The sequence below is a fragment of the Rhizobium sp. PAMB 3182 genome, assembly GCF_052908355.1.
Genome location: NZ_CM128607.1, coordinates 2,063,636 through 2,083,902 on the forward strand (window position 1 = coordinate 2,063,636; position 20,267 = coordinate 2,083,902).

The 20,267-nt window shown below is 60.9% G+C and carries 18 protein-coding genes; 12 read left to right on the forward strand and 6 right to left on the reverse strand.

What is annotated here, in order from left to right; genetic code table 11:
• Positions 1-4: 4 nt before the first annotated feature.
• A complete protein-coding gene (locus ACU5AZ_RS10220; RefSeq protein WP_446825882.1) occupies positions 5-859 on the reverse strand; it encodes a D-amino-acid transaminase in 855 nt (284 codons plus the stop codon).
• Positions 860-979: 120 nt separating this feature from the next.
• On the opposite strand from ACU5AZ_RS10220, the gene ACU5AZ_RS10225 reads away from it, so the two are divergent.
• On the forward strand, positions 980-1,909 hold the full coding sequence (locus tag ACU5AZ_RS10225; RefSeq protein ID WP_446825883.1) for a LysR family transcriptional regulator: 930 nt from the start codon (positions 980-982) through the stop codon (positions 1,907-1,909).
• A gap of 53 nt (positions 1,910-1,962) precedes the next feature.
• Here the strand turns inward: ACU5AZ_RS10225 and ACU5AZ_RS10230 are convergent, their stop codons facing one another.
• The 3 genes from ACU5AZ_RS10230 to ACU5AZ_RS10240 are packed head-to-tail and all read right to left on the reverse strand — an operon-like array spanning position 1,963 to position 5,518.
• Positions 1,963-3,378, reverse strand: a complete 1,416-nt coding sequence (locus ACU5AZ_RS10230; protein WP_446825884.1) for an FAD-binding oxidoreductase — start codon at positions 3,376-3,378, stop codon at positions 1,963-1,965.
• A gap of 23 nt (positions 3,379-3,401) precedes the next feature.
• Positions 3,402-4,481: a 2Fe-2S iron-sulfur cluster-binding protein gene (locus ACU5AZ_RS10235; RefSeq protein WP_446825885.1), complete on the reverse strand. Its 1,080-nt coding sequence runs from the start codon at positions 4,479-4,481 to the stop codon at positions 3,402-3,404.
• Positions 4,478-5,518, reverse strand: coding sequence for an aromatic ring-hydroxylating dioxygenase subunit alpha (locus ACU5AZ_RS10240; RefSeq protein ID WP_446825886.1), 1,041 nt, complete (start codon positions 5,516-5,518; stop codon positions 4,478-4,480). The genes ACU5AZ_RS10235 and ACU5AZ_RS10240 overlap by 4 nt, the downstream gene beginning before the upstream one ends.
• 121 nt (positions 5,519-5,639) lie before the next feature.
• Here ACU5AZ_RS10240 and ACU5AZ_RS10245 point away from each other — a divergent pair, with 121 nt between their 5' ends.
• From ACU5AZ_RS10245 to ACU5AZ_RS10280, 8 genes are all read left to right on the forward strand, one after another.
• Positions 5,640-6,569 carry a LysR substrate-binding domain-containing protein gene (locus ACU5AZ_RS10245; RefSeq protein WP_446825887.1) on the forward strand — a complete coding sequence of 310 codons (930 nt, stop codon included), beginning with the start codon at positions 5,640-5,642 and terminating at the stop codon, positions 6,567-6,569.
• A gap of 161 nt (positions 6,570-6,730) precedes the next feature.
• Positions 6,731-7,558, forward strand: coding sequence for a transporter substrate-binding domain-containing protein (locus tag ACU5AZ_RS10250; protein ID WP_446825888.1), 828 nt, complete (start codon positions 6,731-6,733; stop codon positions 7,556-7,558).
• 92 nt (positions 7,559-7,650) lie between these two features.
• The gene (locus tag ACU5AZ_RS10255) at positions 7,651-8,289 is read left to right on the forward strand and encodes an amino acid ABC transporter permease (RefSeq protein ID WP_446825889.1); all 639 of its coding nucleotides are present in this window, start codon (positions 7,651-7,653) and stop codon (positions 8,287-8,289) included.
• Positions 8,289-8,951 carry an amino acid ABC transporter permease gene (locus ACU5AZ_RS10260; protein WP_446825890.1) on the forward strand — a complete coding sequence of 221 codons (663 nt, stop codon included), beginning with the start codon at positions 8,289-8,291 and terminating at the stop codon, positions 8,949-8,951. The genes ACU5AZ_RS10255 and ACU5AZ_RS10260 overlap by 1 nt, the downstream gene beginning before the upstream one ends.
• 2 nt (positions 8,952-8,953) lie before the next feature.
• Positions 8,954-9,745 (forward strand): amino acid ABC transporter ATP-binding protein, encoded by a 792-nt coding sequence (locus ACU5AZ_RS10265; protein ID WP_446825891.1) that lies wholly within the window; start codon positions 8,954-8,956, stop codon positions 9,743-9,745.
• A gap of 43 nt (positions 9,746-9,788) precedes the next feature.
• Positions 9,789-10,526 (forward strand): histidine utilization repressor, encoded by a 738-nt coding sequence (gene hutC, locus ACU5AZ_RS10270; protein WP_446825892.1) that lies wholly within the window; start codon positions 9,789-9,791, stop codon positions 10,524-10,526.
• A gap of 45 nt (positions 10,527-10,571) precedes the next feature.
• Positions 10,572-11,690, forward strand: coding sequence for a histidinol-phosphate transaminase (gene hisC, locus ACU5AZ_RS10275; protein WP_446825893.1), 1,119 nt, complete (start codon positions 10,572-10,574; stop codon positions 11,688-11,690).
• Positions 11,691-12,253: 563 nt separating this feature from the next.
• The gene (locus ACU5AZ_RS10280; RefSeq protein ID WP_446825894.1) at positions 12,254-12,898 is read left to right on the forward strand and encodes a BA14K family protein; all 645 of its coding nucleotides are present in this window, start codon (positions 12,254-12,256) and stop codon (positions 12,896-12,898) included.
• 40 nt (positions 12,899-12,938) lie between these two features.
• Here ACU5AZ_RS10280 and ACU5AZ_RS10285 read toward each other — a convergent pair whose 3' ends face one another.
• The gene (locus ACU5AZ_RS10285) at positions 12,939-14,156 is read right to left on the reverse strand and encodes an NAD(P)/FAD-dependent oxidoreductase (protein WP_446825895.1); all 1,218 of its coding nucleotides are present in this window, start codon (positions 14,154-14,156) and stop codon (positions 12,939-12,941) included.
• A 163-nt stretch (positions 14,157-14,319) separates the two neighbouring features.
• Positions 14,320-15,135, reverse strand: coding sequence for a formate/nitrite transporter family protein (locus tag ACU5AZ_RS10290; protein WP_446825896.1), 816 nt, complete (start codon positions 15,133-15,135; stop codon positions 14,320-14,322).
• A 251-nt stretch (positions 15,136-15,386) separates the two neighbouring features.
• Here ACU5AZ_RS10290 and ACU5AZ_RS10295 point away from each other — a divergent pair, with 251 nt between their 5' ends.
• The 3 genes from ACU5AZ_RS10295 (at position 15,387) to ACU5AZ_RS10305 (ending at position 20,261) form a co-directional block, all read left to right on the forward strand.
• Entirely contained in the window at positions 15,387-16,448 is a 1,062-nt protein-coding gene (locus ACU5AZ_RS10295; RefSeq protein WP_446825977.1) for a DNA topoisomerase IB, read from the forward strand.
• Between the two features lie 146 nt (positions 16,449-16,594).
• Entirely contained in the window at positions 16,595-18,919 is a 2,325-nt protein-coding gene (locus tag ACU5AZ_RS10300) for an FdhF/YdeP family oxidoreductase (RefSeq protein WP_446825897.1), read from the forward strand.
• A 466-nt stretch (positions 18,920-19,385) separates the two neighbouring features.
• The gene (locus ACU5AZ_RS10305; RefSeq protein WP_446825898.1) at positions 19,386-20,261 is read left to right on the forward strand and encodes a hypothetical protein; all 876 of its coding nucleotides are present in this window, start codon (positions 19,386-19,388) and stop codon (positions 20,259-20,261) included.
• The last annotated feature ends 6 nt before the right edge of the window (positions 20,262-20,267 follow it).

Below are 20,267 nucleotides of genomic sequence, written 5' to 3' on the forward strand. Positions count from 1 at the left end.
GCGCTCAGAGCGCCATCGCCTTGCTGGCTTCGATGTAGACTTCCCGCAATCGCCGGGCGACCGGCCCGGGCAGACCGTTGCCGATCTGCGTGTCATCCACCTTCACGACCGGATTGACGAAACCCGATGCCGACGTCGAAAACGCTTCCCGGGCGTTCCTGATTTCCTCGACGGAAAAGGCACGTTCCTCCACCTTGATCTGCAGGTCGGAGGCGCATTTCAAAACCGAGTGACGCGTGATCCCCGCGAGAATGTCGCTCGACAGCTGGCGGGTGACCAGCGTGCCGTCCTGCGTGACAATGTAGGCATTGTTGGAACAGCCCTCGGTGACGTAGCCCTCCTCGACCATCCAGGCATCATCGGCGCCCTTTTCCCGGGCGAGGTTCTTGGCGAGGACCGGATAGAGCAGCTGAACCGTCTTGATGTCGCGCCGGCGCCAGCGATCGTCCGACACGAGGATCACATGCTGCCCGCGTTCGGCGACCGGGTTGTCCACCAACGTCTTCTTCTGGGTGAACATGATGACCGTCGCGTCGGTTCCTGCCGGGGGAAAGAGAAAATCACGGTCCGCCGCTCCGCGTGTCACCTGCAGATAGATCAGGCCTTCCACCAGTCCATTGAGCTCAATCAGCTGCCGGTGCGCGGCCAGCAAGGCGTCGTCGTCCATCGTCAGTGTCAGCTTGATCTCGGCCAAAGAGGTGCGAAGACGGGCAAGATGGCCGGGGAAATCGACGAGCCTGCCATCGATGACGGCGGTCACTTCATAGACCGCGTCGGCGAAAATGAAACCACGATCGAAGATGGAAATTGTTGCTTCGTTTTCAGGAAGATAATTGCCGTTGACGTAAACGGTGCGCATGCTGGCGGTGCTCCGATGAAACAGGCTGGATGAAAGCGTGTTTCATCGATCATGCATCTGGCTCCCGTTGTGGCAAATGCCATTTCCTTATAACCTATGCGCATTTGACGAGGGCAACGCTTGGAATTGATTTGGCTTGAGGATTTCGTTGAACTGGCGGCGGTACGCAATTTCTCCGTCGCCGCCGCGGCGCGCCACGTGACCCAACCCGCCTTCAGCCGGCGCATCAAGGCTCTCGAAAACTGGGTGGGCACCGAACTCATCGACAGAAGCAGCTTCCCGGTCAAGCTGACCAGGGCTGGTGAAATTTTCTTCGAAACCGGCCGCGACCTGATGCGCGAAATTTACCGCCTGCGCGACGATTGCCGCCAGCAGGCGAGCGCGAGTTCGGAGGCAATCAGCTTCAGCGCATTGCACACCATCGCACTCAGCATCTTTCCCGAGCTGCTGACCGACATCGAAAAAATGGCGGGACCGTTCATCACCCGAATGAGCGCCACCGATTTTTACGACTGCATCGAAGCGCTGTCGCTCGGAAGATGCGAGATTGCGCTCTGCTACGGCCACCCGCTGGGGCCACCGGTGCTGCAGGCGGGGCGGTTTCTTTCCAGAAAGATCGGAACGGACCCCTTCCTTCTCGTGACGAAGGCGAAGGAGGACGGGACTGCGCTCTACTCGCTGGAAATGGATCGCAAGAAGACCGGAATACCGCTCGTGTCCTACAGCATGGATTGCTTTCTCGGAAAGGTGCAGGCCGACCTCATCCGCAAGATGCGGTCGTCGGCACCCGAACTGCACGCGGTCTTTGAAAACTCGATGTCCGAAGCCGTCAAGCGCATGATCCAGCAGGGCAAGGGAATAGGCTGGCTGCCGTACAGCGCCGTATCGGAAGAGCTCAAAAACGGATCTCTCGTTCCGCTGGATAACGGCCTGGAGGAGGTCAATCTCGATGTCCTGGCCTTCCGCCGCGATATTCCCGGAAGTTCGGCAATGGAAAATTTCTGGTCGCACCTGTCGAAGGCTTATCCGGATCCGGAGCCGGCAAGCTGAACGCGCTTCACATCCCTGGCGGCGGCTAGGCTGCCGTGGTGATTGGCGGCTTCCTACAGCACAAGCTTGCCGGGATTGAAGAGGTTATCCGGGTCGAGCAGACGCTTCATCTGGCCGATCCAGTGCAGCTTCACCGGGTCGGCGGTCTCGTTCAGCGAGTGGATGCGTTTCGAGCCCACGCCATGCTCCGCCGAAAACGAGCCGCCGAGGGAGCGGATGTCCTTGTAGATGACGGCTTCTGCGGCGGCGAGCGTTTCGGCGGGCATGTCGCCGCCGCGCCGGTTCAGGATGATGTGCAGGTTGCCGTCGGCGATGTGGCCGAAGATGAAGGGCTTCAGGTCCGGATCGACCAACCGCAAGCCCTCTTCGAGACGCGCCACATAGGCCTCGGTCTCCGAGAGCGGAACCGACACGTCGTAGGACGGGGCCGCCGGGTAGGCGTGATAGATCTGTTCAGTGTCTTCCCGAAGACGCCAGAGTGCGTCCCTCTGGGCAAGCGAACTCGCCAGCACCGCCTCGGTTTCGGGGAATTGCTCCAGCATCGCCTCATAGAAGCCGGCAATCTCGTCGCTTATGCGCGCTTCGTCGTATCCGGAAAAGGACAGAAGAAGGTTCACCGGATTGTCGGTGCGATATCCCGGCGCGCTCCAGCCATGATTGGCGGCTGAAAAGCCGAAAAAGCCGCTCCACATGGCCTCGCAGGCGGCAAGCTGGCCGGATCCGAAAGAGCGAGCCTTCGTCAGTAGCGCGAAGACGGCGGCGAGCGACGGCAGCCCGAAGAGCGCGGTCGCGGCCTCCGGCACCACCGGCTCCAACTTGACGGCGACCCGCGTCACGATGCCGAGCGTGCCTTCCGCGCCGATGAAGAGATGTTTGAGATCGTAGCCAGCGGAATTCTTGACGACGCGGGTCAGATCCGAGAACACGCTGCCATCGGCGAGGACGGCCTCGAGCCCGAGAACGCGGTGCCGCATGACGCCGTTGCGGAACGCCATGATGCCACCGGCATTGGTCGACACCATACCGCCGATCGTCGCCGATCCGCGGGCGGCGAGATCGATGCCGGGGCTGAGCCCCTCAACGGCGGCGGCCTCCTGCAAGGTCTGCAATATGGCACCCGCCTCGACGACGGCGACCTGCTCGACGGAATCGAGACGCTCGATGCGGTTCATGCGTTCCAGGCTGACGACAATCTCGCCGGCCTTCGAGATGCCGCCGCCCACCAGCCCGGTCTTGCCGCCATGCGGCACGATGGCGATGCGGTGTTCCCGGCAGAGCCGGACGACGGCTGAGACCTGGTCGGTGGAGCCCGGATAGACGATGACACCGCAGCGCAGATTGTCTGGATGCCAGCCCGGATCGGTGCTCAACACATCCGCTCCGGTCTTCACGTTCCGCGGTCCGACAGCCTCTTCGAGTGACGAGAGGAAGCCCGCGGGCAGGATGGCACTGTTATCGATCGCGTTCACGGCGGTGTCTTTCTTCGGGGGCGTTACAGGTCCAGCACCAGTGGCTGCAGCGGTCTGGAGCAGCAAAGCAGAACATCGTTCTCGCCCAACTCGTCAAGCGGTTCCTCGAAATGCTCCACCCTTCCTTCCGTAAGATTACACTTACATGAACCACAGATCCCGGCACGGCAGCTGAATTCGGGCGAGAGACCCTGATCCTCGAGGAAGGTAAGCAATGAGGCGGCGGACGGATCCCAGATCAGGTCCTTTTCCGACTTCGAGAGACGAATGGCGAGACCAGAAGACGCATCGGCCGGCACGACAGGCGCCTCATCCTTCCGGATCGGCGCTGGAGTGGGCGCACCAAGCTTCTTGCCGGTCGTGAAGAACTCGTAGGCGATCCGCTCTTCGCGAATTCCAAGCCCGGTCAGGAGACCGAACATGGCCTGCATGAATGGCTCGGGCCCGCACATGTAGACGTCGTAATCGTCAAGCGGCAGGAAGCCCTGCAGCACCTCGCGCGTGATCGTTCCCGCCGTCTGGAAGCGGACAGCGGTATGGTCTTGATCCGTCGGCATCCGGTAACAGATGTGGCTGTGGATGCCGGGCCTGATGGCTTGCAGCGCACGCACCTCGCCGCCGAGTGCCTGCACCTCGCCATTCTCGCAGGCGTGCAGGAAATAGACCGGACGATCGCTCTGGTGCGCCAGCTCGTGCAGCATCGAGATCATCGGCGTCAGCCCGACGCCTCCGCTCAAGAGGAGGACGGCGCGCGGGCTGTCTGTATCGAGCGTGAAATCACCCGACGGCCCCGCGATTTCGAGCTCGTCGCCCGGATTGACCGTGTCATGCAGCAGCGCCGAAGCGTGCTCGATACCGGGAGCGCTCTCGCGTTTGACCGTGATCCGGTAACGTCCATGAAGGCTCGGCGGCGAAGACACCGTATAGGTACGGCGCAGTGACCTGCCCGCTTCGCCCGTGAGGGCGGGAATGTTGACGGTCAGGAACTGGCCTGCCTTGAAAGGCAGCCAGTCCCTTTGCTTTGCCGGCTCGAGAATGAAAGACGTGATGACCGCGCTTTCCCGCACCTTCTCGACGACGGTGAACCTGCGAAATCCGCTCATTCCGCCGCTTCAGCCGTTACTGTGTTTTCCGCCTCGATCAACTGCGCCAGGCGCCGGCGGAAGCGCAGCGGGCCGACGTCGATCTTGAGGTCGAGGTTCGGTGTGTGCTTGTTGGCCATTCCATGATGGACGGCTTCGAGCACGGCCTTGTCCTCTTCGAACGCGCCGCGAACCGACTTGGCGAAGCGGGCCGAGACATCCGGGTCATCGGGAGCGAAATTGCGCATCTGGAACCAGAAGTACCGGGTGCTGTTCTCGTCGACCGGCGTCATGAAGTTGTAGCTGTCCATCCAGAAGGCCTTGGGCGGCAGGTTGGTCTCGTCACCGCCAGTACCGACCGGCGTGAAGATGGCCTTGATGATGGCGTTCGACGGATAGCGCACCTCGTAATGTTGCTTGCGGTCGCAATTGCCGGAAAACTGCAGGAAAGGCGCGTAGAAGGGCGCCGGCTCGCTGTCGAGCATCCACCGCCAGACCACGACGCCATCATCCTTGATGGTTGTCTGCAGCGGCGTTTCCTCACATGCCGAACTCGCAAACGAACTCTGGTGGACCCAGGCGACATGCGAGGGGTCGAGCAGGTTGTCGGTCAGGTAGAGGTAGTTAGCGGCAAGCTGCATCGAGTCGCCGCGATTGATGCCCCATGACGGATCGTCATAGTGCTCGACTTCGAAAATCTCGTCGGGATTGGCCTTCTCGGCCTCGCCCATCCAGATCCAGACCAAGCCGTAGCGCTCTTCGACAGGATAGGACCTGACCTGCGCCACATGCGGAATGCGCTCCGCGCCCGGCACCCGGGTACAAGCGCCGGAACAGTCGAACGTCAGGCCGTGATAGCCGCATTCGACCTGGTCGCCCTTCAACCGTCCCATCGAGAGCGGCAGCTTTCTGTGCGGACAGGCATCTTCCAGCGCCACCGGGCGTCCGTCCGCTGTCCGGTAGAGCACAATCGGCTCGCCGAGGATCTTCATCGGGGTCAATTGCCGGCCGACCTCATGGTCCCAGGCGGCGGCGTACCAAGCGTTTTTCAGAAACATGTTACCCTCTTTCGTTCTTGCTCTCCCCTGATGTTCATCGCGATCCGGTTTCGGGACAAGCAATCTGAGTTGCTTTTAATTTTAGCTGAGCTAAACTGTCGGGAAAATTGCCACGTGTCCCATGCCAGAACAGCCATCCTTGAGAAACCTGCAGGCGTTTGAAGCGATCGGCCGCTGCGGCGGCGTCACGGCCGCCGCGCGCGATCTTGGCGTTTCGCCGGGCGCCATCAGCCAGCACGTCCATCTCATCGAGGAAAACCTCGGCGTGAAACTGATCGAGCGGAGCGGCCGGACGGTGGAACTGACCTCCTGGGGAAAGCTCTACTATCAGGAGATCGCCAAGGGATTTTCGCTGATCCGCGGCGCCCAGGACATGATCCACCGCGCCCGCAACGCAGACGCCATCACTCTGAGCGCCCTCCCGTCGGTGGCCTCACGCTGGATCGGCCAGAGGATCTTCGACTGGCACGAAAAGCACCCCGAATCCAACATCCGGATCGTCGGGACGGACAACGAGCCGCGGCTGGGCCGAGATGTCGCCGATTTCCGCATCACCTACGGTGAAGCCATTGGGGGGCATGAGCATTTCGTCGAGCTTTTCACCGATTGGGCGGTGCCGGTGTGCTCACCGAAGCTCCTTGCCGGACATACGCTTGAACGGCCGGAGGACCTGTTCTCGCTGCCGCTTCTCTACATCGCCTGGGATCCGATGTATAAACCGCCACCGCGCTGGGCCGACTGGGCGTCCCTGATCTCCGCCCCCTTCAGCCGAACGGACAGCGGCCTATCGTTCACGCTCTCGAGCGGCGCCATCGATGCTGCCGTCGCCGGCCGCGGCATCGTGCTCGCCCAGATCTCGATGATCACCGACGAACTGGCGACGCAAAGCCTCGTCATACCATTCGACATCCGCCTGAAGCTTTCCGAAAGCTATTGGCTCGCATGGGATCGCGCCGCCCTTCAGAAGCCGCATGCCGCCGCCTTCAAGAACTGGCTTGTCGGCATTTCGCGCGAGCAGGCAAAGCTGTCCGCACCTCAGGTTGCGGGCTAGACAAGCAACCGGCGGCGTCGCCCGCAAAGTCGACACAAGCATATTGACAGACCGTTTTCTTCTCGATCTATTTGTATAGTCAAATACAGAAGCGGGACCAAAACCCGCGCCATAACCGGGAACAATCACCCCTGTCGTCACGGGGAAAACTGGAGAGAACCATGCGGATGAATCGTATTCTGAAGGCGGCCGCAGCCACCGCCATCATTCTTGCCTCGTCGCTGACCGCGCATGCGGCAGACGTCCTCGAAAGCGTCAAGAGCTCCGGCGTCCTGAAGGTCGGCACGGAAACCGCCTTCGCGCCGTTCGACTATATCGACGCCGGCGATCATGTCGGCCTCAACGTCGATCTCTTCGCCGAAATTGGCAAGGAACTGGGTGTGAAGATCGAATGGGTCGCCCTGCCGTGGGAAGGCGTTCTGCCTGGCCTCGAAGCCGGCAAGTTCGACATCGTCGCCGGTCCGGCAACCATCACCAAGGCCCGCACCGAACGTTACCGCTTCACACCGCCGATCGCCGAAGCGACCGTCGCCATCCTGAAGAAGGCCGGCGATGACACGATCAGCAAGCCGGAAGACATCGCAGGCAAGGCCATCGGCGCCGGCAAGGCATCCGCCCAGCTCGATCAGCTCAAGACCTTCGGCGAGAAGCTCGACAAGCCGGTCGAAATCCGCGAATACCCCGGCAACACCGAGGCCTATGCCGATCTCGCCGCCGGCCGTATCGCCGGTGTCGCGAATTCCCTGCCGAACATTTCCTTCGTCGCCAAGCAGCGTCCGGACACATTCGCCGTCGTGCTGCCACCCTTCGGCGTGAAGGCTTATTTCGGCTATCCGGGTTTGAAGGACGCGGACCACGCCTCGCTGATGGACGCGATCGACGCGGCCATGCTGAAGATCAAGGCCGACGGCCGCCTCGCCGAAATCCAGAAGAAGTGGTTCGGCGCAAGCTTCGATACGCCAGATGCGGTCAAGGACCCCGCACTCTGACATTGATCGACCGGAGGCCGGCTTCGGGCACCACAGGTGCCATCTCCGGCCTCCTACCCTCCGCCGTCGAACCAATGCGGACGACCTAGGCAATGTCTACAAAACTGTTCTGGCTGCTTGTGCAGGCGTCCGTCCACACGGTCGTCATCAGCGTCATATCGATCGTGATCGGTCTCATCCTGGCGATCCTGATTTCGGCCTGCCTGCTTTCGGGCAAGCGTTGGCTGGTCAAGCTTGCGCGCATCTATGTCAGCTTCTTTCGCGGCGTGCCGCTGCTGGTGCAGCTGCTGCTGATCTACAATCTCCTGCCGGTCATCGGCATCAACGTGCCGAGCGTGGTCGCGGCCATCGCCGGCCTGGCGCTCTGCACGTCGGCCTACCAGGCGGAAAATCTCCGCGGCGGGTTTGAAAGCGTACCGACAGGCCTGATCGAATCCGCCGACATGGCCGGATTGAACCCGCGCCAGACCTTCACGCGCATCCGCGTGCCGCTCGCCGTGCGGATGACGCTTCCCGCACTGATAAACGAAGCCATCCTGATCCTGAAATCCTCGTCCCTGATTTCCGTGGTCGGCGTCGTCGAACTGACCCGCATGGCGCAGGACCTGTCGGCAAGCACCTTCCAGCCCCTGCAGATCTTTGCCGCCGCTGGACTGCTCTACCTGATCATCAACTGGGTGGTCGCGCTGCTCGGACGCGTCGTTGAACGAAACCTGCCGGGGCAAGCCTGATGACTTTCGATATCGATCTGATCCTTGCCAGCCTGCCGGCGATCTTCAAGGGAGCGCTGGTGACCCTGTCGCTCTGGATCGGCGGCACGATCGGTGCCGTGATCCTCGGCTTCTTCGTGGCGGTCGTGCGGCGCTATGGTCCGAAACCGGCTGCCGCGGTCCTCGCCCTTAGCGTCGAGGTTCTTCGCGGCACGCCGTTCCTGATCCAGATCTTCCTTCTCTATTATGGCGGCCCCTATGCCGGGATCGCGCTCGATCCCATTCCGGCCGGCCTGTTCTGCCTGTGCGTCTATGGTGCTGCCTATTTCAGCGAGATCTTCCGCGCCGGCTTCGTCGCGGTGCCGAGAGGCCACATCGAGGCGGCGGAATGCCTCGGCTTTACCCGCGGCCAGATCATCCGGCGGATTCTGCTGCCGGAGATGACCATGCTGGTTCTGCCGCCATCGACCAACATGTCGATCATCCTTCTCAAGGAAACGGCAGTGCTCTCGATCATCACCGTTCCCGAGATGACGCTGACGATCAGCGCCCTCGGCTCCCAACAATATGCCTTCCTCGAAGCCATCTTCCTGCTCGCCATCATCTATTGGGGTCTGGTGGAACTGGCCGGCCGATTGGGCCGGGCCGCCGAAACCCGGCTCTCCAGATACAGGTTCTCCTAGCCATGACGACACCCGCCATCGAAGTCAGAAACCTCGCCAAGACGTTCGGAGACGTCACCGTTCTTCAGGACATCGATCTTGAAGTCGCACAGGGCCAGGTGGCCTGCCTGATCGGCCCCTCCGGCTCCGGCAAGAGCACGCTGCTCAGATGCATCGCCTTCCTCGAGGAACATACGCAGGGCACCATCTCGATCGGTGGCCAGGCCCTGGGCTTCTTCGAGAACGCAAAAGGTGTGCGCGAACGGCTGCCCGTCTCCTCCATCCGTGAGGTGCGCTCGCAGATCGGCATGGTGTTCCAGCAGTTCAACCTGTGGCCGCACATGACCGCGCTCGGCAATGTCAGCGAGGCACTGAAGACGGTTGACGGCATGAAGAAGGCCGACGCCGAGGAACTGGCCATGATGCAGCTGAAGAAAGTCGGGCTGGAGCACCGTGCCAATCACTACCCGTCGCAGCTCTCCGGCGGCCAGCAGCAGCGCGTGGCGATCGCCCGGGCGCTGGCACGCCAACCGAAGATCATGCTGTTCGACGAGGCGACATCGGCCCTCGACCCGGAACTGACCGGCGAGGTGCTGAACGTCATGCGCAGCCTCGCGGAGGAAGGCATGACGATGGTTGTCGTCACGCATGAAATCGGCTTTGCCGCCTCCGTCGCCAGCCAGATCAACTTCCTCGACCACGGAAAGCTGCTGTTCCGGGGGCCGCCTTCCGAGGTCTTCCAGAAGCCGCGCCATCCCCGGCTCGAACAGTTCCTGGACACCTACCTGGACCGCGGTGCGTCCGCCCTGCTTTGAGGATGGACCGGCCCCAACAGGAGATGCGAGACGAGATGATCCGATGAAGGACAGCAACAAGGCTTCGACCGTCACGCCGTCATTGCATCAGCGCATCCTCGGCGAAATCGAGCAGAACATCCTGACTGGCGCCTGGCCTCCCGGACACAGGGTACCCTCTGAAATCGCACTGACCGAGCAATACCAGTGCTCGCGCATGACGGTCAGCAAGGTCCTGGCCCAGCTTGCCCGGGCCGGCCTGATCGTCCGGCGCCGAAAGACCGGAAGCTTCGTTCTGCCGCAACGAACCCACAGCGCCATCCTCGAGATCTCGGACGTCAAGGACGAGGTGAAAGCGCTCGGCCTGCCATATCGCTATCAGATTCTGGTACGGCGCATCCGGCCGATTTCCAAGGATGAGGAAGCCGGATCGCAGCCATCCAAACGGCAGCAGATGCTGGACATCGAGTGCCTGCATCTGGCGGACGAACAGCCATTCTGCCTGGAGGAGAGAAGCATACATCTGGCCGCCGTGCCGGATGCGGCAGAGGAGGAATTCAAGACGCTGTCGCCGGGCGCCTGGCTTCTCAACCATGTGCCATGGACGGCGGCCGAACACCGGATCGCGGCCATAGAAGCTTCGGAGGCGACGGCGAAAAACCTCGACATGGCCGCCGGCGCGCCATGCCTCGCCATCGAGCGGCGCACATGGCGCGCCGGCGAACCGGTGACCTTCGCCCGGCTGACCTATCCGGGCCACAAATGGACGCTGACCGCACACTTCATTCCCTCGCAGAACTGAGGGTAGCCGCATCTCCAACATCCTTTCCGCGAAGGGGAAAAGACCATGCCATTGGGCAAGCATATACGCGATGAAGTCCGGGCACTGACACCCTACAATGCCGGCCTGACGATCGAGGAAGTGATGGCGGCCTACCAGCCAGCAAGCATCGCCAAGCTCGGCTCCAACGAGAATCCCTTCGGGCCGTCGCCGAAGGCCGTTCAGGCGATGAATGCGCTTGGTACGTCGATCGCGCTCTATCCCGACCCCCTGGCCCGCAGCGTCGGCGCCGCGCTGGCCGACAAACTGTCCGTTGATCCGCAGACGATCATCTTCGGCAACGGCTCAGAGGACCTGATCGGAGCGGTCTGCCGCGCGGTCTTGAACCCCGGAGACGTTGTGGCGACGCTCTATCCCTCGTTTCCGCTGCACGAAGACTATGCGACGACGATGGGGGCAACGGTCGAACGGGTCGTCATCGGCAGTGACTTTGCCATCCCGCTCGACGCCCTGATCGAAGCAGGCAATCGCGCCAAGATGCTGATCTTCTCCAACCCGATGAACCCGGTCGGCGCCTGGCTGGGCACGGACGCGTTTCGCCGGCTGATCGGTTCCCTGTCGACGGACACGCTGCTGGTCGTCGACGAAGCCTATTTCGAATATGCGGCGCTGGAAGAGGATTTCCCCTCCGCGCTTGAAGAGCTGAAGGGGTCGGGCCTCAACTGGATTGTCCTGCGGACGCTCTCGAAAGCCTATGGCCTTGCGGGATTGCGGATCGGCTATGGCGTTGCCAGCAGCCCTGAATTCAAATCCTACCTCGACAGGGTCCGCACGCCGTTCAACATCAACGCGGCCGCCCAGGCCGCCGCGCTGGCCGCCATCGCCGACGACGACCATGTCCAGACCGGTGTGCGCTATATCCTCTCCGAACGGGAGAGGCTGGCGCGGATGCTGACGGAGAAGGGCTTCCGGGTCGCTCCATCGGCGGGCAATTTTCTCTTCTTCGACGCCGGCCAGCCCTCGGACGCCGTCGCGACCGCGCTTCTGAAGACGGGCACCATCGTCAAGCCGTGGCGTCAGGCAGGCTTCCGCGACTTCATCCGCGTCAGCATCGGCAAGGCCGAGGATAACGACAAGTTCGCCGCCGATTTCTTTGCGCTTAAACCATCCGTGGGTTCACCCTGAATCACGGACACCATTTTGACAGCATCGCGCCCGCTCAATCATTCCCGTCACTGGACGTCCGGGATTATGCGGCCGGTCGAGCGGTCGCATCTTTCAGTCGGGCAAACCATCGACCGGATCCGCGTACCGGAAAAGGTTGGATGCAAAAGACGTTAAAGGCTTCCGAATGCAAAGGAGCCGAAGCCCTATCCGGCACTTCGGCTCACTTTCAAGACCTTGGTCGTCAGCGGACACTCATGCAAAACCGAGCATCGAGAGAATAAATCCCACAACGACCACCAGGCCAACGAGATAAATAATTCCATTCATGACATCTCTCCTTTGTAGGCCTAGTGGAAACGAAGTCGTCAGCGGTTTGTTCCTCGGTCAAATACGAAATACCTGCAGCCGTTTCGAGAAAAAGAGGAAAAGCCAGCTGAAAACAAATTCTCGAAGGGAACAAATATACCCAGCCACGCGTATTGGATCTGAGGCAAGAGGGCCAAGGCAACAGGCGCAATATTCAACTTCTTCTGAAGCCTGCCCGATGAATAAGTGAAATCCGTGGTTATCAGGAGGTTCAAATGCGCTCGGCTGCAACGCTTACCTTTGGAATTGCCAGTTCCATCGCAATGGTCTGGACGGGGGTGGCGGTGGCGTCTCTGGTCACACCTTCATCGGGCAGCAGCCCGCTACGTCCGATGGAATCCGATCAGCTTTGGGTGTCAAAACCCGTGCGCATCGACACTTCCAGACAGAGCCTGGAGCGCTTGGCCCCACGTTTTTCTTCCTATGTGACAGACGACGAGCGGAAGACGATCGAACTTGCGTCTTTGAACCCCAAATCGACGTCTGCCACGCTCCCGGTCGACAGTGCTAGCGAAACGGCGTCGGCTGGAGACCGCAACGCAATGCACACCAATGACCAATCTGGCGGCACAGTCGCGCAGGTGTCGCCTGAACAGCTTGCCTGGTGCGGCGCCCGTTACCGTTCCTACGATCCGCAAACCAACACATACCGGGCCTATAGCGGTGACATTCGCACATGCGCGTTTCCCGGCTCCGCAAGCAAGCCCACCGAACAGGCTATGGCTCAAAAGGATTCCGGCGGCGATCCGGCGCATGTGGCCTGGTGCCAGTCCCGCTATCGTTCCTACGATGCCGGCACCGATACGTACCACTCCTATAGCGGCGTGATTCGCCCCTGCATTTCGCCGGTCAGCCAGTAAATTCCCAAAGCCCTGCCAGGCCATTTCTGCATTTTGCGTGTCAGCGAAAGGCGAAAAGATCGCTGTCCGGATCGGACTTGCCGGATATGCGGCACTTTATAATCTGACCGGCAATCATGCTGAAGGTGATGCCATTTCCCCCGAAGCCCATGACGGAGAGAACCCGGCTGCATCCGGGCACGTGATCGATGATCGGAAGACCGTCATCCGTCGTTCCGAAACGCGCCGACCACCGATAGGCGAATTTACCGACCCGCCGCCCGAGAAGCGCTTCGAGCTTGTCGCCTATGCGGGCGACCTTCCGCCTCATGATGTCCGGATCGGTGATGTTTGCCGCCGTTGTTTCGTCCTCGCCGCCGGCAATGATGCGACCGTCCGGCGTGGCGCGAAAATAGAGATACGGATCGCTCGCCTCCCAGACGATGTGAGAGCCTAGCCATGCCGGCCTCGGCGCATGCGGGCGTGTCGCGACAGCCCATGTGGCCATGACCTGGTGATGCTGGCTTCGCATCGGCTTTAAAAACTCGTAACCGGTGCAGAAGACGACGTGTCCCGCGGAAAGCAGTTGACCGTCGGCAGTCGCCAGCACCACTTCGTCGCCGCTTTCCCGATAGTCGGTGATTTCGACCGGACTGCACACGGTCACGTCGGCTTGCGACAGCGAACGGAAAAGTCCCGCGGTCATGCGGGCGGGATTGGCGGAGGCCGAACAATCCGAGCGGATCGCACCCGTCCTTTCGAGCCCGTATTCTTCAACCAGCCGCGATCCCTCAAGATATTCCGCCGAGAGATCGTTGGCAGCGCGCAATTCCGCTTCCTTGCGCAGCGCCCTGTAACCCAGGTCGTCGCCGGCGAGAAAGAGCGTCTTCTTTTCCTCCAATGCGCAATCGATGGAATGCTCCTTCAAGAGGTCGACAAGATCCTTCACGGCCCTGGCAGACCTCCGCCAGGCCCTCACGGCCTTGTCTTCCCCGATCATTGCGGAGAGCTTGAAGAGCGGCACATCGATCTCGTATTGGATCATGGCGGTGCTCGCCATCGTCGAACCATGGACGGGCGATCGTCTGTCGAGGACCAGAATGCGACGGTTGCCGCCTGCCAGCATCCGGGCAACGATCGCACCGGAAACACCGCCACCGACGATGATCACGTCGTAATCCCTGCGTCCCGGGAGCGCCTGCGTTTCGACGCTGATGTCCGGGGTGGCGGCCCATAATGGTCTTGCGGCGCGAAGGTCCACCTTGGTGGTGATTGTCATGATGCAAATCCTGGCCCGGCTGTGATGGCGGCAATCCCGCCCGATGTTATCGAAATGCTGACGGGGAACACGGCTGGAGCGGCCTAGACCACAACGCCTTGTTTCGCCGGACAAGGCTGCTCCGATGCAGGGGCAGTCGACCCTGCATCGGATTTCCCCGTTCCTATTTCTGATCGACAGACGTCTCGAGTTCTTCGGCGATCTGGGCGTAGCTGACGAGGGCAAAGAGAGCGCTGCCGCCGATCACATTGCCGAAAAGTGTTGGAAGATAGAAATTGGTGATGGCGGGTCCCACGTCGAGACCGCCGGAAAAGATGAGCGAAGCAGCTTCCACCGAACCGGCAACAATGTGCGAAAGGTGGAACAGGGCGATAAGATAGGTCAGCAGCGCGATGACCGGGAAACGAGAGCTTTCCGCTGACGGCAACAGCCATACGACTGTGGCGATCAGCCAGCCGGCCGCAATGGCGCGCAGGAACATGTAGCCACGCGAGGGCTCCACGGCTTCCCGGGCGATCTCGAGCGCCGCGGCCCTGACCTCGGGCGTGTGAAGGATATCGAACGCAATTCCCGCTCCGAAAATCAGCGTGCCGGCCAGATTGGCCGCAAAAACGAGCGACCAGAGCCTGGCGATGGCACACATGCATTTGACGTTCGGCTTCGCCAGAAAGGGCAGCATGGCGGTCAGCGTGATCTCGGTGAAGAGCTGCTGTCGGGCTAGAATGACGATCAGGAAGCCGACGGCGTAGCCCCAGCACTCCACCAGCGGTCGCCAGTCCGCGTCCGGGAGATAGTGGCGTAGCGCCGCCTGGCTGAAGACCGAAAATCCGATGGACAGACCCGCTGCAAATCCCGACCACAGGAGGCTGCTGGTCGGCCTGGCGAGTTCCGATTCCCCCTCCTTCCTGACAATCTCGTAAACGGCGACAGGCCTGAGCTGGGCGCGTTCGTCCACTTCCTGCTTTTCGTTCCGGCTCAAATGCTCGTCGTCATGATTCGTAGCCGAATTTTCGTCAGCCGGCATTTTGCCGTCGTCCTCTTCTTCTGTTCCGGATGTCGGAGCCATGTTCATTCCTTCAACGAGCATCTGGATGAACCAGAGCGGTCACCTTCAAAGCCGGATTTTCGACCCGAACCTCTTCGCACCGTCAGGAACAATTCCACGCCCAATCTGTTCCCTCCGTCTGGGAGGAAAACATGGCAGGTCAGCCGGTTGATGCATCGTCCATGATGTCTAGCCTTGGCAATCCGTTGAAAAACGGGCGCAAGGCGATCTCACATCTGGGCCTCGTGTTCTCGAGCGATTGCGAACCGGGGATCTCGCGTCGCGCTGCCACCGATGGTTTCATCTACCATACGCCGGACGGCAAGCGACTACGCAACAAGGCCGAGATCCTAAGGATAAACGGACTGGCCGTTCCACCGGCCTATAGCGATGTCTGGATATGCCTCGATCCGCTCGGGCATCTTCAGGCAACCGGTTTCGACGCGCGCAAGCGAAAGCAATATCGCTATCACCCCGACTGGCATGAGCATCGCAGCGGCCTGAAATTTGCCCAGCTCCAGCAGATGGGCAGCGCATTGCCACGCATCCGCCGGCGCATTGCCCGTGACCTCGCCAATGGTCCCGACACGGAGAAGGTCGTCCTGGCGGCGCTCGTCATGCTTCTCGATCTCACGCATATCCGTGTGGGAAACGAGCGCTACGCGATCGAAAACCGGACGTTCGGCGCGACGACTCTCGAAAAGAGACATCTGAAAATCGAAGACGGTCGGCTGAAGCTGCGCTTTGTCGCGAAGGGCGGCAACCGCGTCCAGAAGACGCTCAAGAACAGGCGTCTCCAGAAGGTTCTGGAAGAGATCGCCGATCTTCCGGGGCGGCAGCTGTTTGCCTGGCGGGACGGAGAAGGGCGCCGCGCCGCGATCGATTCCGGCAGGCTCAACGACTATCTCAAGACTATTTCCGGACAGGCGATTTCGGCGAAATCCTTTCGCACCTGGGGCGGCTCGGTCGCCGCCTTCGGTTGCGCCGTCGCGGCCCTGGATGCAGGCGAGCGCCCAACCATCAAGTCCCTCTGCGAGGCCGCAGCGGCTGAACTTCACAACACGCCGGCCATATGCCGCAAGAGTTATGTCCATCCACGCGTTCTGGCGCTCGCCTCGGGTGATGCGGACATGCTGAAGCGTTTCCGCAACTGGCGCGGCCGGCGGGCGAAACTCCATTCCGGATTGAGCACGACTGAATCCCTGCTGCTGGCATTTCTGAGAAGCCGGATCGCGGAACGCGTCTGATCCGGCCCGGCACCGATGTCGCAGCCAGGAACAAAGGCTGACGGCCCGGCGTTTTCCTGTCGAACTCCCGACAATGGATTTGCAGCTGCATGCGACCGTCTGCGGAAATCTCTGTCCTTCGATGTCGCCGGGAGCATGAGGAGAAAATGGCAATGAACGACAATGATGAAGGCAGGTCGCACAGCGCGGTCGGGCATGATCCGGAAACGCCCGAATACGAACACGCAACTGGCGGCTGGGGCTCACTGGAAGGCGTGGCGAGAATATACGGCGAGGAGCGCAGCTCTCCCATGGCGCTCAAGGTGCTCGCGAAACTCAACAAGCCGAAGGGCGTGATGTGCTCTTCCTGCGCCTGGGCGAAGCCAGCAAACCCAAAGACCTTCGAATTCTGCGAAAACGGCGCCAAGGCTACGCTTTGGGAAATCACGCCGAAGCGTGTCACGCCCGACTTTTTCTCCGAACATACCGTGACGGAACTCAGAACCTGGCCGGATCACGATCTCGAACATGCCGGCCGCCTGACGCATCCGATGCGCTATGATGCAGCGGCCGACCGCTATGTTGCCGTGGAATGGGACGAAGCCTTTCGCGACATCGGCGCAGAGCTGACGGCGCTGGACCCGAAAGAGACCGTCTTCTACGCATCGGGCCATGCCGGCCTGGAAGCCTCCTATCTCTACGCGCTCCTCGCCCGCGTCTACGGCAACAACAACCTGCCGCAGTCGTCCAACATGTGCCACGAGACGACATCCGTTAATCTCAAGACCTTTATCGGCACGCCCGTCGGCACCTGCACGCTGGAGGACTTTGAAAAGTGCGACGCGATCTTCTTCTTCGGCCAGAACACCGGCACGAACAGCCCGCGCTTCCTGCATCAGCTGAAGGCGGCAGTCGACCGCGGCTGCAAGATCGTCACGTTCAATCCCTTGCGTGAACGCGGGCTGATCGAATTCGTGGATCCGCAGAACATCGTCCAGATGACAGTGGGGAAGTCGACGAAAATTTCCAGCCGGTATTACCAGGTGCGGCCGGGCGGTGATATCGCGGTGCTGGCGGGAATGATGAAATGCGTGTTCGCCGCGGAAGAGGCGGCTCCCGGAACCGTATTGGACAGACCTTTCATCGACAACGAGACCACGGGTTTCCGGTCGATGCGCGCGGCCGTTGAAGCCATGCAATGGGCGGACATCGAGGCGCATTCGGGCCTCGACCGGGCCATGATCGCGGAAGCGGCGGACATATATCTCGCCTCTCCAAGGGTTATCGGCATTTACGGCATGGGCCTGACGCAGCATGTCAACGGCTGGCTGAACCTTGGAATGCTCGTCAACCTGCTTCTGCTGCGCGGCCATATGGGACGCCCGGGCGCCGGTATCTCACCGGTTCGTGGCCATTCCAACGTGCAGGGCCAGCGCACGGTCGGGATCGGCGAGAAGACGGCGAGCATTCCGCTCGACAGGCTCGAAGAGATGTTCAACTTCACCGCCCCGCGTGAAGACGGTCGCAATGCCGTCGAGACCTGCGAGGGCATTCTCGACGGTTCGGTGAAGGCGCTGGTCTCCCTTGGCGGCAATCTCGTGCGGGCTCTGCCCGACCGGACAAGAATGGAAGAAGCCTGGCCGCGCCTTCAATTGACCGTCAGCGTTGCCACCAAGCTCAACAGGTCGCATCTGACACCCGGCTCCGCCTCCTATATCCTGCCCTGTCTCGGCCGGACCGATATCGACAAGCAGGCGACCGGTCGCCAGGCGGTATCGATGGAGGATTCGCTCAGCCACGTCTACGGTTCCATCGGCAATGCCGAGCCGCCAAGCGATGCGCTGCTTTCCGAAGTCGCCATCGTCTGCGGCATCGCCAAGGCAACCCTCCCTGAAAATCCCAGGCTGCAGTGGGATGAGTGGACCGCAAACTACGACCTGATCCGCGATCTGATCGCCGAAACCTATCCGGACCAGTTTCACGATTTCAACGCGCGGCTTCACCAGCCGGGCGGCTTTTATCGCGGCAATTCGGCCCGCGAGCGCAAGTGGGACACCGAAAGCGGCAAGGCGGAATTCACGACGCCGACGACGATCACCAGCCTCGGCGAGGATGCCGGCGCCACCGGGCCTTCGCCCGACCGAATGACCCTCATCACACTCCGCTCCAACGACCAGTTCAACACGACGATCTATGGCTATTCGGACCGGCTGCGCGGACTTGAGGGAAGCCGCGATGTTGTGCTGATCAACCGCGACGAGATGCGGCGTCTGGGGCTTAACGAAGGCCAGACCGTATCACTGACATGCGACATCAACGATGGCATAGAGCGGACTGTCTCCGGCCTGACCGTCACCCCCTACGATCTGCCGCCGGGATGCGTCGCCGGCTACTACCCCGAGCTCAATCCGCTCGTTCCGCTATCCTATCACGAGAAGCGTTCGAAAACGCCGGCCTACAAGGGCACACCGGTGCACATTCTTCCAGAGTGACAGCGCAGCAAGCCATCAGGCGAAAGCCCCATGGCTTATCCGAGGAGGAGTTATAGTTGAAGCGACGTCTTTAGCTTTGTGAGAGCTTTTGCCTGCATTGGGCGAACCGGGTCCAGAACCGCGATAGGCCCTACGATGGCTTTGCCTTGTTGTGGGGCTGTGAAGAGGGGTTCAATTCTGAACGCGTTGAGAATAAAAAACCCGCCTTTGCGGCGGGTGTTTTTATTGGTTGCGGGGGCTCGCAACCAACGATTCCTGCGACTGGTCGAACGCGTGATTCCAAAGCTGGCGGCGTGAGTTTTTTGAACGTTAGAATCTCGATGGAAGTTGAACAGGTAACCCGGCAGTTTCTGAGACGACGCTCTTGATCCAAGGGCAGGCACAGAAAGGGGCAGAGAGTGGTCGGGTCGACGTCAAATGGGGGACGTCGGTCAGGCCAAGCATCGCAAAGCTCGTCGAGCGATTGATGCCACTTGCCCGTCCGCAATTGCTGGCCTTCGAGACAGAAGGCAAGCGACATTCGTTTTCGGCTGCAGGTCCGATCGCATTCGTCAGGTGGACGGCAGAACTCCAGGCCAGGATAGCGACACTTGCGCGGATCGCGCGGGACCAGAATCTCAGCCATGTGGTCCAACCGCTGTCAGCCGCAGACCATGCATGGTCGAGCACGCATCTATACCAGCCGGAATCAGATTTCATTCTGAACAGTTACCTCTGCATTTCGCCAGACGCGGCCTGGATAGAATGGTATCGGCGGTCGTGGCGCGAGGATGACCTACCCGAAAGGCACGCGACGAGCAGGATCAAGTTGCGTGACGTCATGCCGATCGACTTCCTGGATGGCGACATGGACAAGGTCCTGTCGCCAGGCATTTCCGAAGCAAAGGTCAAACCCTATCTCGCGCGTTTGCAGGCACTCGATGAGGCCGAGCGGATTTTCGAAATGCTCACCCACGCCGCCTACGCCTTGGACAGGTCGGTTCCGGACGAGACCTTGGCCATGGCGGACCGGATCTGGTTCGGCTCCGAACGCCCGTTTCGGGCGGCCCGCGAAGCATTTGTCCATATTGAAAGTGACTTGGAGCGTTGGGAGCAGCAAATCGAGGCCGAGCGATCGCAGCTTGCGCAAGCCGTTCTCGGCATCAGGCCTGGCGACATCGTCGCGTCGCAGCAGAATGGGGTGCTAACGCGTATTTCAGCGGAGTCGATTTCACTCTACTCTACTGAGAAACGTGTCACCTTTGTCGTTTCCGGCAGGCGCTTTCGCAAAGACGGGACCCTTGGCAAGATAACGGACGCCATGTATTTTAGCCTTGATCGCATAGTTGGAGATAGCACGTAATCTCAG

Bases quoted from the DNA above. Each gene is read 5' to 3' on its own strand.
- ACU5AZ_RS10260 (WP_446825890.1), top strand. From the start codon at position 8,289: ATGACTTTCGATATCGATCTGATCCTTGCCAGCCTGCCGGCGATCTTC.
- ACU5AZ_RS10235 (WP_446825885.1), bottom strand. From the start codon at position 4,481: ATGAGCGGATTTCGCAGGTTCACCGTCGTCGAGAAGGTGCGGGAAAGC.
- hisC (WP_446825893.1), top strand. From the start codon at position 10,572: ATGCCATTGGGCAAGCATATACGCGATGAAGTCCGGGCACTGACACCC.
- ACU5AZ_RS10250 (WP_446825888.1), top strand. From the start codon at position 6,731: ATGCGGATGAATCGTATTCTGAAGGCGGCCGCAGCCACCGCCATCATT.
- ACU5AZ_RS10280 (WP_446825894.1), top strand. From the start codon at position 12,254: ATGCGCTCGGCTGCAACGCTTACCTTTGGAATTGCCAGTTCCATCGCA.
- ACU5AZ_RS10240 (WP_446825886.1), bottom strand. From the start codon at position 5,518: ATGTTTCTGAAAAACGCTTGGTACGCCGCCGCCTGGGACCATGAGGTC.
- ACU5AZ_RS10255 (WP_446825889.1), top strand. From the start codon at position 7,651: ATGTCTACAAAACTGTTCTGGCTGCTTGTGCAGGCGTCCGTCCACACG.
- ACU5AZ_RS10245 (WP_446825887.1), top strand. From the start codon at position 5,640: ATGCCAGAACAGCCATCCTTGAGAAACCTGCAGGCGTTTGAAGCGATC.
- ACU5AZ_RS10265 (WP_446825891.1), top strand. From the start codon at position 8,954: ATGACGACACCCGCCATCGAAGTCAGAAACCTCGCCAAGACGTTCGGA.
- ACU5AZ_RS10300 (WP_446825897.1), top strand. From the start codon at position 16,595: ATGGCAATGAACGACAATGATGAAGGCAGGTCGCACAGCGCGGTCGGG.
- ACU5AZ_RS10305 (WP_446825898.1), top strand. From the start codon at position 19,386: ATGCCACTTGCCCGTCCGCAATTGCTGGCCTTCGAGACAGAAGGCAAG.
- ACU5AZ_RS10220 (WP_446825882.1), bottom strand. From the start codon at position 859: ATGCGCACCGTTTACGTCAACGGCAATTATCTTCCTGAAAACGAAGCA.
- hutC (WP_446825892.1), top strand. From the start codon at position 9,789: ATGAAGGACAGCAACAAGGCTTCGACCGTCACGCCGTCATTGCATCAG.
- ACU5AZ_RS10285 (WP_446825895.1), bottom strand. From the start codon at position 14,156: ATGACAATCACCACCAAGGTGGACCTTCGCGCCGCAAGACCATTATGG.
- ACU5AZ_RS10295 (WP_446825977.1), top strand. From the start codon at position 15,387: ATGTCTAGCCTTGGCAATCCGTTGAAAAACGGGCGCAAGGCGATCTCA.